This is a genomic window from Clostridium sp. 'White wine YQ' (assembly GCF_028728205.1).
Classification (GTDB): Bacteria; Bacillota; Clostridia; order Clostridiales; family Clostridiaceae; genus Clostridium_T.
Genome location: NZ_JAQYUU010000003.1, coordinates 1 through 13,689 on the forward strand (window position 1 = coordinate 1; position 13,689 = coordinate 13,689).

The following is a 13,689-nucleotide window of genomic DNA, read 5'->3' on the forward strand; positions in this document are numbered from 1 at the left end:
AAATCTTACTTCATTTCCTCTGTTTAATTTTCAAAGAGCAATTAAAACTTGCTTAACTATAGTAACATTTTACTAATGTTGTGTCAAGCACTTTTTTGTTGCATCGCCATCAGCGACGAATAAAATAGTACCATGATGTATATATATATATTTCTCATTTAACCTTCAAATAATTCAAATAAATTGTTATTTCTTCAAATTCCAATTAAATTCTCATTTGTTCTATTATAGATACACTAGGATATGTTTATTTCGCTTTATCAATTATATCATGTTATCGTATAGTCTTTTCACTAAATTACGATATAATAAAATATATACCATTTAAAGGAGGTAATTAAATTTGAAGAAAATATTAATAGCTGTTTTAATATCATCCTTAAGTTTTTCTCTAATATCTTGTAGTAAAAGCAGTAGCAATGATACTAAAACCCCTAGTAGTTCATCTATATCTATTAATTCTCCAAGTACAAATGAAGCAACGCCAGTTACAATAACAGATACTATCGACACACCAAACAATTTTTATGCTATGGATTCAGAAAATATTTTTCCTGATTGGAGAAATAATAATAAATTAACATCATTTGATAAAAACCTTACAAATGGGATTAAGACAAATACTATATTTGATTCTATATCTTCCCCTAATTCAATTGCAGTTTCCGGAACCATTGTATATTTTGGAAATGCTAGTGATTCATCAGCACTTTACTCTTTTGATACTACTAGCAAAACTCCAACCAAAATATCTGATGACGTTCCTCAGAACATAATATTATCTCAAAATAACTTATTTTACATAAATAGAAATAATAATAACTATATAACAAAATATGATTTAGATAAAAAGACAAGTACTGCATTAACTCAAGATTCTAGTGGTAATTTTATTATTTCTGGACAATGGGTAATATATCAAAATTCCTCTGACAATTTCTCAATATATGCAGTAAAAACAGATGGTACTAATAGAGTGAAATTATCTAAATCTTCTGTTGAAAGCTTTATTATATATAAAAGCAATATAATTTTTGTTAATTCTTCTGACAATGATAAATTGTATTATTTAGATTTATCTACTCTAGAAGAAAAGAAGATATTTGATGTCAAAGCTGAAAAACTAAAATCTTCTAATAACAGTATTTTCTTTTTAAACAAAGATTCTTCCAATAGCATTTATTCTCTAGTAGACTCTGGCAATAACTCTTTTACAGACAAACAAATAACAACTGATTCAGTTATTGACTATTATATATTAGGTACTTCTATCTTATATCAAAAAAGTATCGCACCTGAAGAAAATGTGCTAATAGTTCAAAATGTTGTTAGTTAACTTAATTATTATAAATAATAAAACTTCGAAGGAGATAATGTACTTACAGACTTGTGTGAGTACATTATCTCCTTCTTATATAATTTCATATTTCAAACTACTTTAAGTTATTTACTATTTCCTTAAACTTATCTCCTCTTACTGCAAAATTAGGGAACATATCAAAGCTTGCACATGCAGGTGAAAGAGTTACAATATCCCCCTCTTTTGATAAGGCCTTAGCTATATCAACTGCCTCTTCTAGTGAAGCAACCATATGAACGGGCACATCAATTCCTTTATCCTCTTTTAATTTATTAAAGGTAGATTTAATCTTTTCTTTTGTAGCACCAAGTAATATAAGTTCTTTTATAAACATATATCCTTCTTCTGCTAGTGGTTCGAATGGTATATGCTTATCATAACCACCCGCTATCAATATTACTTTCTTATCAAAAGCTTTTAGTCCTGCTAAAGTTCTTGTAGGACTAGATGCTATTGAGTCATTATAATACTTTACTCCATCTATTTCTTTTACTAACTCACATCTATGTTCTACCCCTTTAAAAGTTGTAGCAACTTTCTTCATCGTAGCTATACTTACATCATCTTTTGTCACTAAAAATGCTGCTAAGTAGTTTTCCATGTTATGAGTACCTCTAAGTATTACATCTTTCTCAGCAACAACTTCTCTTTCACCTAGATATAGGATGCCATTTCTTAAATAAGCTCCATTTATCACTTCTTCTTTTGAGGAAAAAAAGTTCACTTCCCCCTTAGCCTCTTTTTCAAAACCATTGGTTATAGGATTGTCTTTATTTATAACTAACAAGTCATTTTTAGATTGGTACTTGAAAATATTTTTCTTAGATTCTATATATTCTTCCATTCCTTTATGCATATCTAAATGATTTGGGGTTAAATTAGTCACTATCGCACTCTCTATTCTGCTATCCATTGTCATTAATTGAAATGAAGATAACTCCAGTACAACTCTATCAGCTCCACTTATTTCTTCAATTTTTGAAAAAAGAGGAGTTCCTATATTTCCTCCAACCCAAGTTTTATATCCTTCCTCCATTAGCAATTTAGAAACAATAGTTGTTGTTGTTGTCTTTCCATCACTACCAGTTATTCCATATATCTTTGCAGGACAATACCTGACAAACTCCTCCATCTCTGAAGTTATATATGTCCCTTGTTCCTTTGCTTCAACTAATTCTGGAATATCAATTCTCATTCCTGGAGTTTTAAATATAACTTGGAAGCCTTTAAGCTTGGTCAAATAATCTTCACCCAACATTAGTTTCACATTTTTATTTTTTAATGATATAGCTATATCTCCAAGATCATTTTCTTCTTTTTTATCGAAAGTTGTTACTTTAGCATCTAAATTTAACAAAAAATCTATTAGAGGAATATTACTTACTCCAATACCTACTACAGCAACATTCTTTCCCTTTATGAATTTCTTAAATTCATTAAAATCTTTTTTCATTTAGTTTTCCTCCAAAAAATCTATATACACTAAATTTTTGCCTATTTTATTTTTATTATATCATTGGTTGTATTATAATTCCACTTTAGACAAGCTGCTTCACATACAATATACCCTTTTACTTTAAATCTGCTCAAAATATATATACATAGTATGATTTTATGAAATAATATTCTACTAAAATATTGTGGTAAATCTTTTTAATTGTAAAAAGAGCTGCCACAGAACGTTTTTCAATAAAATCATTCTGCGACAGCTCCCTTAATATTAAAACTCTAATCTTTTTTCTATATATGCTTCTAAATCACTTATTTTAATTCTCTCTTGAGCCATTGTATCTCTATCTCTTACAGTTACTGCTCCATCTTCAAGAGTATCAAAATCTACAGTTATACAGAATGGAGTTCCTATTTCATCTTGTCTTCTGTATCTCTTACCTATACTTCCTGCTTCGTCATATTCAATATTAAACTTTTTGGCAAGAGATGCATATACTTCATCTGCCTTTTCTGATAATTTCTTTGAAAGTGGTAACACTGCTGCTTTAAATGGTGCTAAAGCAGGATGTAGGTGTAATACTGTTCTTACATCTCCACCTTCAAGTTCTTCTTCATCGTAAGCATCTATTAAAAATGCAAGTGTTACTCTATCTGCACCTAAAGATGGTTCTACACAGTATGGAACATATCTTTCATTTGTAGCAGGATCTAAATAGCTTAAATCCTCCCCTGAATGCTCTTGATGCTTTTTAAGGTCATAGTCTGTTCTATCAGCTATCCCCCATAATTCTCCCCATCCAAATGGGAATAAGTATTCTATATCAGAAGTTGCATTTGAATAAAATGAAAGTTCTTCAGCTTCATGATCTCTCATTCTTAAATTATCTACATTTACCCCTAGGTTTAATAGGAAGTTCCAGCAGTATTCTCTCCAGTATTTAAACCATTCTAAATCAGTTCCTGGCTTACAGAAGAATTCCAACTCCATTTGTTCAAATTCTCTTGTTCTGAAAGTAAAGTTTCCTGGTGTTATTTCATTTCTAAAAGACTTACCAATTTGAGCTATTCCAAAAGGAACTTTCTTTCTTGAACTTCTTTGAACTGATTTAAAGTTTACAAATATACCTTGAGCAGTTTCTGGTCTTAAGAAGATTTCTGACTTAGCATCTTCAGTTACTCCTTGGAAAGTTTTAAACATCAAATTAAATTTTCTTATCTCAGTGTAATTCTTCTTTCCACATTTAGGACAAACTATATTATGATCATCAATATACTTCTTAAGTTCTTCATTACTCCATCCATCTGCTGTTGCTACCTCAGCTCCATTTGCAGTCATGTGATCTTCTACAATCTTATCTGCTCTAAATCTAGTTTTACATTCTTTGCAATCCATTAATGGGTCAGAAAATCCACCTACGTGTCCTGATGCTACCCAAACTTCTCTATTCATAAGTATTGCACAATCAACACCAACGTTATATGGGCTCTCTTGAACAAACTTTTTCCACCATGCTTTTTTAACATTGTTCTTAAACTCTACTCCCAAAGGACCATAATCCCATGAATTTGCAAGTCCTCCATAAATCTCAGATCCAGGAAATATAAAACCTCTGTTTTTTGCAAGTGCAACAATTTTATCCATTGTTTTTTCTACCGCCATAATAATACCTCCAACCTAACTTAATTTATACTTTATAAATTTCCAGTAAAATAAAAAAAGCCATCACCACAAAGGGACGAAAATATCTTTCCGCGGTTCCACCCTTCTTGGCAATTGCCCTGCTTTAACATTTTGTGCACTCAAAAGCGCCCTTCACTTTAAGACTTGATAGTTTTCACCAAACACTACCTCTCTAAATAAATCCTTAAGCTACTCCTCTTTATCATCATGCTTATTAAATTTTATATTAATAATATAATCAAATCCTTACATATTGTCAACCAAAATCCATAATATTCAAAACATCTATTTTAAATTTTCACCTTAAAATAAAAAAAATCAGCTTACGCTGAATCTCATTAACATTATTCTCTTATAAAATAAAATTGGCTCCGCGAAGAGGGCTCGAACCTCCAACCTATCGGTTAACAGCCGAGTGCTCCACCATTGAGCTATCGCGGAACGTCAATCACAAATATTATTATATCAAGATTTTAATAAAATGCAATAGTTTTCTCAAAAATTTTTCATAAAAAAATCGCCCACTTCTGGGCGATTTATCAAAACTTACTGTAATGGCTTCATTGTTGGGAATAGAATTACGTCTCTAATTGACGCAGAATCTGTTAAAAACATGATTAATCTATCAATACCGATTCCTAATCCACCTGTTGGAGGCATACCTGTTTCTAAAGCACTCATGAATTCTTCATCAATCATGTATGCTTCATCGTCTCCTAGATCCCTTTCCTTTTCTTGTTGTTCAAATCTTTCTCTTTGAACAATAGGATCATTTAATTCTGAGTAAGCATTACATACTTCTCTTCCAAAAACAAATCCTTCAAATCTTTCAGTGAATTCTTCATTTCCTCTTTTCTTTTTAGTAAGAGGAGATATTTCAACTGGATAATCTATTACAAAAGTAGGTTGTATCATTTTTTCTTCACAATATTCTTCATAAAGAGCATTTAATACTTCTCCTTTTGTTACAGTTGATAAAGGTTTCTTAAATTCTAGATTTCTTTCTTTTGCTATTTTTTGAGCTTCTTCATTGCTTGAAATAGCATTGTAATCTACATTAGCATATTCCTTAACTGCATCAACCATAGTTATTCTTCTCCATGGTGGTTTGAAGTCTATCTCAGTTCCTTGATATGAAACCTTAGTTGTTCCATTAACTTTTTCACAAACATATGCCACCATATTTTCAGTGATTTCCATCATATCATTATAATCTGCGTATGCTTCATATAATTCTATTGTTGTAAATTCAGGATTATGTTTTACTGACATCCCTTCATTTCTGAAGATTCTTCCCATATCATATACCTTTTCAAATCCACCAACTATACATCTTTTCAAATGTAATTCTGTAGCAATTCTTAAATACATATCTATGTCTAATGTATTATGGTGAGTAATAAATGGTCTAGCAGCTGCACCTCCTGCAGTTGGTGATAGCATAGGCGTGTCAACTTCTAGATATCCTCTATTGTCTAAGAATTGTCTAATACCAGATATTATCTTAGATCTCTTAATAAAAGTTTCTCTAACATCTTGATTAGTTATTAAATCTAATTCTCTTTGTCTATATCTTAAATCTGGGTCTTTTAGTCCGTGCCACTTTTCTGGTAGAGGTTTTAATGACTTACAAATAAGTTTAAATTCATTAACCTTTACAGATATTTCCCCTGCCTTAGTTTTGAAAACTTCTCCTTCTGCTGAAATCCAATCTCCTAAATCGAAAGTCTTAAAGGATTTAAGATTTTCTTCTCCTACAGCATCAAGTTTTATAAATAATTGAAGTTTTCCTTCTTTATCATGGATATCTGCAAAAATTACTTTTCCTTGACCTCTTTTAGACATTAGTCTTCCAGCAACCTTTACATTTTTTCCTTCCAAAGATTCAAAATCTTCTTTTACTGCTTTTGAAGAATGGCTTACTTCAACCTTATAAACGTCGAAAGGATCATTCCCTGCAGCCTTTAATTCTTCAAGTTTTTGTCTTCTCAATCTCTCTTGTTCACTAAATTGAGCTTCTAACTGGTTAATGTTCATTTCCTCATTTGACATTGTGAAACCTCCGTTACTCTCTTCTAATTCCTAAAACTTCGAATTTATTTGTACCACCTGGCACTATAACTTCTACTGTGTCTCCTACTTTTTTACCTAAAAGTGCAGCACCAACTGGTGACTCATTTGATATTTTATAGTTCATTGGATCTGCTTCTGCTGAACCAACTATTATATACTCTACTTCTTCATCGAACTCAAAATCTTTAACTTTTACAACTGACCCTACTGTTACTGAATCTGTTGAAATTTCAGACTCATCAACAACTACTGCATTTTTAAGCATATTTTCTAATTGAAGAATTCTTCCTTCAGTGAAAGCTTGCTCATTCTTAGCTTCATCATATTCTGAGTTTTCACTTAAATCACCGTAACCTAAAGCTACTTTTATTTTTTCAGTAATTTCTTTTCTTTTAACAGTTTTTAAAAATTCAAGTTCATCTTCTAGTTTTTTAACTCCTTCATAAGTTAAAATTACCTTTTTTTGCTCGCTCATTTCTTTCTCCCCTTCTACATAGCTCATTTTATACAGTATATTTTAATTTAATACATATTTTTGACTATAGGATTATTTAACATATTATAAAACTAAGTACACTTACTGTCAATAATTCTATACCTTTATTTCCTTTTTTCCAAGTTTTATTTTGCTAATTTCTATCTTGTTAAAACTTAGTATTTCCTCTACTGTTTTATTATTCCTCTTGCTGGATTTTAATAAAGCTCCTAATAATTCAGGTGGGATATCCTCTTTTAGTTCGGGAAAATAAAACTCAACATCATTTATTGCATGCATAATATCATTTTTAGGGAAATAGTAATTATTTAAATACCAAACCCCTAAAGAATTATATTCCTTATCATATTCTGAGACTATAAAATCTATATTCTCAGCCTTATCCTCTGTAAAAACTATTTCTGGTGATACTCCATAGTTAGCTATTATATATTCCCTTATTTTACTTGCTTCTTTATATTTTTTTGTTATTAAAAGAATTTTATTTGTATACAAGGCACATTGCTTTATTATCGGCAAGTTTGATATATTTCCTCCGTCTTCTATACCTATGGTAGCGCTGCTTATTTTCTTATGATTATTCATAAGAATAATTTTTATTGATGCAATAATTCCATAGGATAAAACATCTCTTTGGAAATTCCCTAAATAATTAAAATCATATTTTCTGTTTCCTTTTACGCTAACGGAATCCCATCTTCTCTTTCCTATTGCCCTAACTACATTATTAGAGTAAGAATCCCAATCAAGATTTGGTGGGATACTTACTCTAACTATATTACTGTGAAACTCATTTAAATTAATTTGTTCAATTCTTTTTATTTTAAAACCGTCTAATATTTTTGTTACAGAGTTATTTTTGAAATATGGTTTTCCTTCAGCTACCCGTATATCTAAAATATCTCTCACTTAACTTTACCTCTTATATTATTCTTATGGTATATTATTCACTAAGCTAATTATTAATACCTTCTGATTCTAAATATATCATATAACTTTTTAAAACTTCAAAAACATCATCGATATTTTCTTCAAGGTTTATTTTATTTTTAATATCTGTACAATTACTTAATCCTTTTATATACCAAGCTGAATGTTTTCTCATTTCTCTGATAGCTTTATATTCTCCATCATACTTATTAGCCAATTCATAGTGTCTCATACACATTTTTATCTTTTCTGAAGGAGTTGGATATGTAACCTCTTCGCCTTTAAGTATCTGAGAAATTTGCTTAAATATCCACGGATTCCCCATACTTCCTCTTGCAATCATGATTCCATCACAATTAGAAATTCTTTTTAGTTCTAAAGCATCCTCTGGTTTGAATACATCCCCATTTCCTATAACAGGAATATTAACAGCATTCTTCACCTTAGCTATTATGTCCCAATCAGCCTTACCTTCATACATTTGTTCACGAGTTCTTCCATGGACTGCAATGGAATCGGCTCCTGCATCTTCCATACATTTACCAAATTCTACTGCATTTATATTATCCTCATTAAATCCTTTTCTAAACTTTACAGTTACAGGTTTCTTTGAAACTTTCTTTATAGAATTTACTATCTCCCAAGCAAGTTTTGGATCTTTCATCAAAGCTGACCCTTCACCATTTTTTACTATCTTAGGAGCTGGACATCCCATATTTATATCAATAATGCATATATCTTCTCTTTCATTAAAATATTTCTCAACTACCTCAGCCATAATTTTTGGATCATTTCCAAAAATTTGTGCTGCTACAGGTCGTTCTTCCTCTGCAGTTCTAAGTAAGTTCATTGTATTGTCGCTACCATAATACATAGCTTTTGAACTTATCATTTCTGTATACACGAGCTCGCAACCCATCTCTTTGCAAAGTCCTCTGAAAGAAATGTCTGTAACACCTGCCATAGGAGCTAAGAAAATAGCATTTTCAAATTCTAGATTTCCTATTTTCACTATATTCTACTCCTTATTCTTTTCATAAATTATCTTTAGTCCTTCTAATGTAAGTTGTGGCTCTATAATATCAATTACATCAGTACTTTCTGCAATAAGTTTAGCTAGTCCTCCAGTTGCAACTACTATAGGTTCATCTTCTCCAACTGCCATCATTTCTTTTTTCATTGCTTTTACTATATACTCAACTCCACCAACATATGAATATATTATACCAGCTTGCATACTAGATATAGTATTTTTACAAATAACACCCTTAGGTTTCTCTAATTCAACTCTAGGTAATTTAGCTGCTCTTTGGAAAAGTGCTTCTGATGATATTTTTATTCCTGGTACAATATTTCCGCCTAGATAATTTCCACTTTTAGTTAATGCACAGAATGTTGTTGCAGTTCCAAAATCTATTATTATTGAACTTCTTCTAAACTTTTCATGTGCTGCAACAGCATTTACTATCCTATCTGCGCCTACTTCTTTAGGATTATCATACTTAATATTTATTCCAGTTTTCACTCCTGGCCCTACAATTACAGGGTCAACATTAAAGCATTTTCTGATCATATGTTCCAGGGAATACATTATATTAGGAACTACTGAAGAAATTATTATCCCTTCAACGTCCCTTGGGTTTATGTCATTTTGATGAAATAACTGAGTAACTTGTATTCCATACTCATCAGATGTTTTATTTGCATCAGTTGATATTCTCCAACTTGCACTAAATCCATTTTTATCATTAAGTCCTAAAACTATGTTAGTATTTCCAACATCTATTAATAATATCATATTGCACCACCTAAAATAATAAAATAAGGAGGGTAAAAGATTCCTTCAAATCATTTAATAACAAAAGAACCGCCTCTCCATTTTAATAAATCAAAAAATTGAATTTTATACTGTAAATTTAACAATTTAATTTTAGCAATTAATTATCATTTGTCAAGATATTAACAAAAAGAAAGTTGTTAATAATTAACAACCTTCTTTTCATATTTTTCACAAACAATATTTTTAAATATCAAACTCTAAAATAATCCTACTATTTCACCATCATCTAGTATATCCATTCTATTTGCTGCTGGTACCTTAGGTAATCCTGGCATAGTCATAATATCACCGGTTAATGCAACTATAAATCCTGCTCCCTTAGAAACCCTAACTTCCCTAACTGTAATATCAAAATTAGATGCTCTACCAAGGAGATTCGGATTATCTGAAAGTGAATATTGTGTTTTTGCCATACATATTGGCAACTCATCACAATTTATTCTTTCTAATTCTTTTATTTGATTAATAGCTTGCGGTGTGAAATTTACCCCTCTAGCACCATATATTTCTTGTGCTATCTTCTTAATTTTATCTGCTATTTTATCTTCCACTTTATATAAAACTTTAAAATCTGAAACTTCATTATCTAAAATGTTGATAACTTCATTTGCAAGTTCTATTCCACCTTCGCCACCTTTTGCCCATACATCAGATAAAGCTACTTTTACATTTTTTTCTTTACAATAGTTTTCTATTAGCTTAATTTCCTCATCAGTATCGCTAAGGAATCTATTAATAGCAACCACCAACGGAACTCCATATTTATTAACATTTTCAATATGTTTTCCTAAGTTATCCAATCCCTTTGAAAGACATTCTAAGTTTTCTGTGCTTAAATCAGCTTTTGAAGCTCCTCCATGATGTTTTAATGCCCTAATTGTAGCTACTAATACAACGCAATCCGGATTAAGTCCTGCATATCTGCATTTTATATCGAAGAATTTCTCCGCTCCTAAATCTGCTCCAAATCCAGCTTCTGTTACTACAACATCTCCTAGCTTCAATGCCATTTTTGTCGCAATAATAGAGTTACATCCATGGGCTATATTGGCAAAAGGTCCTCCGTGTATTATTGCTGGCGTATTTTCTAAAGTTTGGACTAGATTTGGTTTTATTGCATCTTTCATCAATAAAGCCATAGCTCCTTGTACCTGAATATCTTTTGCATAGACTGGTTCTCCATCCAAGTTATAAGCAACTAATATATTACCCATTCTTTCCTTAAGATCTTTTAAATCTTTAGCTAAACATAAGATTGCCATTATTTCAGATGCTACTGTAATCATAAAACCATCTTCTCTTAAGAATCCATTAGGTTTGCCACCCATTCCAACTACTACTTCTCTCAATGCTCTATCATTCATATCCATTACTCTTTTAAATAATATTCTTCTTGCATCGATTCTTAATTGATTTCCTTGATGTATATGATTATCTATAGCTGCAGAAAGTAAGTTATTTGCAGTAGTAATTGCATGCATATCTCCTGTAAAATGCAGGTTTATATCTTCCATTGGTACAACCTGAGCATACCCCCCACCTGCTGCTCCACCTTTAACCCCAAATACAGGGCCTAGTGAAGGTTCTCTCATTGCTACTACAGAATTTTTATTTAAACTACATAGTGCTTGACTTAATCCAACAGTTACTGTAGACTTCCCTTCTCCTGCTGGAGTTGGATTTATTGCAGTTACCAAAACCAACTTACCATCTTTCTTTGATGGTTTTTCCATAACATCTAATGAAATTTTGCATTTGTATTTACCATATAACTCTATATCATCTTCACTTAACCCTAATTTTTCAGCTATATTAACAATAGGTTGCATTTTTGCACCTTGTGCAATTTCAATATCACTTTTCATTTCGAGACACCTCTTTTATTTAAAGTATTTAAATTTTCCTTGTTTATTATACCATTTATAAAAATAATTTTAAATAATTTTTTATTTATTTTCGTGCTAATACGAATGAATAAATAAAAAAGCCGTAGTTCATACGGCTTTTTGTTAATTATGCATTATTAAATACTTCTTGGAATTCATTAGCTTCAAGTCTTTCTCTTTCAAGTAAAGCTTGTGCTACTGCATGAAGCTTATTTATATTTTCTGTTAATATCTTTTGTGCACTATTATAAGCATCATCAATTAATCCCTTGATTTCATTATCTATTTTAGCTCCAATATCTTCACTAAAGTTTCTTGATCTTCCGATATCTCTTCCTAAGAAAACTTCATTCTGATCAGTTCCATAGCTAATTGGGCCAACTTCTTCACTCATTCCGTATTCCATAACCATTGCTCTTGCTATATTTGAAGCTCTGTCTATATCATTTTTGGCACCAGTACTTATATCTCCGATAACCAGTTTTTCTGCAACTCTTCCTCCTAGAAGCCCTACCATATCATCTTTAAGTTTTGACTTAGATGTATATGATCTATCTTCTTTAGGAAGATGCATTGTATAACCACCAGCCATACCTCTAGGTATAATACTGATTTGATGAACAGGATCTGAATTTTCTAAGAACATCGCTACAACGGCATGACCTGCTTCATGATAAGCTGTAAGTTTCTTATCGTGTTCACTTATAACTCTGCTCTTCTTTTCTGGACCAGCAATTACTCTAGTAATAGCTTCCTCCATTTCTTCCATTCCAATTCTATTTTTAGTTTTCCTTACAGAAAGCAGTGCTGCTTCATTAGTAAGGTTCTCTATATCTGCACCAGTGAAGCCTGGAGTTCTTTTTGCTAAAACTTCAAGATTTACATCTTCTGCTAATGGCTTATGTCTAGTATGAACCTTTAGAATTTCTTCTCTACCTTTAACGTCAGGAGCTCCAACCATGATTTGTCTATCAAATCTTCCTGGTCTAAGTAATGCTGGGTCTAAGATATCAGGTCTATTAGTAGCTGCTATCATTATTATACCCTCATTTACTCCGAATCCATCCATTTCAACTAGTAATTGATTTAATGTTTGTTCTCTTTCATCGTGTCCTCCACCAAGACCAGCGCCTCTTTGTCTACCAACTGCATCTATTTCATCAATAAATACGATAGATGATGGGAATTTCTTCGCTTGTTCAAAAAGATCTCTTACCCTTGAAGCACCAACTCCAACAAACATTTCTACGAAATCCGAACCTGAAATACTAAGGAAAGGTACTCCAGCTTCTCCTGCTATGGCTTTTGCAAGAAGAGTTTTACCTGTTCCTGGAGGCCCAACTAATAATACACCCTTAGGGATTCTTGCTCCCATATCTGTATACTTCTTAGGATCCTTTAAGAAATCCACAATCTCCGCCAGTTCCTCTTTCTCTTCATCTGCACCTGCTACATCTTTAAATGAAACTTTCTTTTTATCAGGTGTTGCCATTTTGGCCCTACTTCTACCAAAATTCATTACTCCACGGTTTCCACCACCGCTTTGAGATTGTTGCATAAAAATAAATAAGAAAATTAAGAACACAACTATCAACAATACGGTAGGAATTAAATTCAACCATTCTTTTGTGCTTTTAGGTGCATCAAAAGATAAATCAACTGAATCCTTTGGATTTGCTGTAATTAAAGTATTTAGTGTTTCTAAAGGTACATAAGCATTAAATACCTTTCCATCATTCAAAGTACCCTCTATAGTTATATTATCCTGATTTACACGTATTGATTTCACTTCATTGTTTTGGTAATGTTGTTTAAATTGACTGTATGATAATATGTCCTTAGTTTTACCACTTTCCCAAATAGTAAAAGCTATAAACATAACCATAACAGATATTATAATCCAGGCCGTTGCGCTTGAAAATTTTTTCATTTAAGGCCCCCCTCTCTTTCTAGTTATTATAAAATTTTATC

General features: G+C 31.4%; 10 protein-coding genes and 1 tRNA gene. 1 reads left to right on the forward strand and 10 read right to left on the reverse strand.

Translation table 11 applies throughout. The features are described from left to right. The first annotated feature begins 343 nt into the window (after positions 1 to 343). A complete protein-coding gene (locus PTZ02_RS12160) occupies positions 344 to 1,336 on the forward strand; it encodes a DUF5050 domain-containing protein (RefSeq protein WP_274228098.1) in 993 nt (330 codons plus the stop codon). 97 nt (positions 1,337 to 1,433) lie between these two features. Here PTZ02_RS12160 and murD read toward each other — a convergent pair whose 3' ends face one another. The 10 genes from murD to ftsH all read right to left on the reverse strand — a co-directional run bounded on the left by murD (position 1,434) and on the right by ftsH (position 13,648). Further along, positions 1,434 to 2,813 carry a UDP-N-acetylmuramoyl-L-alanine--D-glutamate ligase gene (murD, locus tag PTZ02_RS12165; RefSeq protein ID WP_274228099.1) on the reverse strand — a complete coding sequence of 460 codons (1,380 nt, stop codon included), beginning with the start codon at positions 2,811 to 2,813 and terminating at the stop codon, positions 1,434 to 1,436. 267 nt (positions 2,814 to 3,080) lie between these two features. Further along, on the reverse strand, positions 3,081 to 4,472 hold the full coding sequence (locus PTZ02_RS12170; protein WP_274228100.1) for a glycine--tRNA ligase: 1,392 nt from the start codon (positions 4,470 to 4,472) through the stop codon (positions 3,081 to 3,083). A 387-nt stretch (positions 4,473 to 4,859) separates the two neighbouring features. Then, a tRNA-Asn gene (locus tag PTZ02_RS12175) sits at positions 4,860 to 4,934 on the reverse strand. Between the two features lie 105 nt (positions 4,935 to 5,039). Further along, positions 5,040 to 6,545, reverse strand: coding sequence for a lysine--tRNA ligase (gene lysS, locus PTZ02_RS12180; RefSeq protein ID WP_274228101.1), 1,506 nt, complete (start codon positions 6,543 to 6,545; stop codon positions 5,040 to 5,042). Positions 6,546 to 6,558: 13 nt separating this feature from the next. Then, positions 6,559 to 7,041, reverse strand: coding sequence for a transcription elongation factor GreA (gene greA / locus PTZ02_RS12185; protein WP_202766002.1), 483 nt, complete (start codon positions 7,039 to 7,041; stop codon positions 6,559 to 6,561). 117 nt (positions 7,042 to 7,158) lie between these two features. Next, positions 7,159 to 7,971, reverse strand: a complete 813-nt coding sequence (locus PTZ02_RS12190; protein ID WP_274228102.1) for a hypothetical protein — start codon at positions 7,969 to 7,971, stop codon at positions 7,159 to 7,161. Positions 7,972 to 8,017: 46 nt separating this feature from the next. Further along, on the reverse strand, positions 8,018 to 9,004 hold the full coding sequence (gene dusB / locus PTZ02_RS12195) for a tRNA dihydrouridine synthase DusB (protein WP_274228103.1): 987 nt from the start codon (positions 9,002 to 9,004) through the stop codon (positions 8,018 to 8,020). 6 nt (positions 9,005 to 9,010) lie between these two features. After that, complete coding sequence (locus PTZ02_RS12200) at positions 9,011 to 9,790, reverse strand: type III pantothenate kinase (protein ID WP_274228104.1); 780 nt, start codon at positions 9,788 to 9,790, stop codon at positions 9,011 to 9,013. 239 nt (positions 9,791 to 10,029) lie between these two features. Next, entirely contained in the window at positions 10,030 to 11,697 is a 1,668-nt protein-coding gene (locus PTZ02_RS12205) for a formate--tetrahydrofolate ligase (RefSeq protein ID WP_274228105.1), read from the reverse strand. Between the two features lie 148 nt (positions 11,698 to 11,845). Continuing rightward, entirely contained in the window at positions 11,846 to 13,648 is a 1,803-nt protein-coding gene (ftsH, locus tag PTZ02_RS12210; RefSeq protein WP_274228106.1) for an ATP-dependent zinc metalloprotease FtsH, read from the reverse strand. Positions 13,649 to 13,689 lie beyond the last annotated feature (41 nt).

Bases quoted from the DNA above. Each gene is read 5' to 3' on its own strand.
- murD (WP_274228099.1), bottom strand. From the start codon at position 2,813: ATGAAAAAAGATTTTAATGAATTTAAGAAATTCATAAAGGGAAAGAAT.
- PTZ02_RS12170 (WP_274228100.1), bottom strand. From the start codon at position 4,472: ATGGCGGTAGAAAAAACAATGGATAAAATTGTTGCACTTGCAAAAAAC.
- lysS (WP_274228101.1), bottom strand. From the start codon at position 6,545: ATGTCAAATGAGGAAATGAACATTAACCAGTTAGAAGCTCAATTTAGT.
- greA (WP_202766002.1), bottom strand. From the start codon at position 7,041: ATGAGCGAGCAAAAAAAGGTAATTTTAACTTATGAAGGAGTTAAAAAA.
- PTZ02_RS12200 (WP_274228104.1), bottom strand. From the start codon at position 9,790: ATGATATTATTAATAGATGTTGGAAATACTAACATAGTTTTAGGACTT.
- PTZ02_RS12205 (WP_274228105.1), bottom strand. From the start codon at position 11,697: ATGAAAAGTGATATTGAAATTGCACAAGGTGCAAAAATGCAACCTATT.
- ftsH (WP_274228106.1), bottom strand. From the start codon at position 13,648: ATGAAAAAATTTTCAAGCGCAACGGCCTGGATTATAATATCTGTTATG.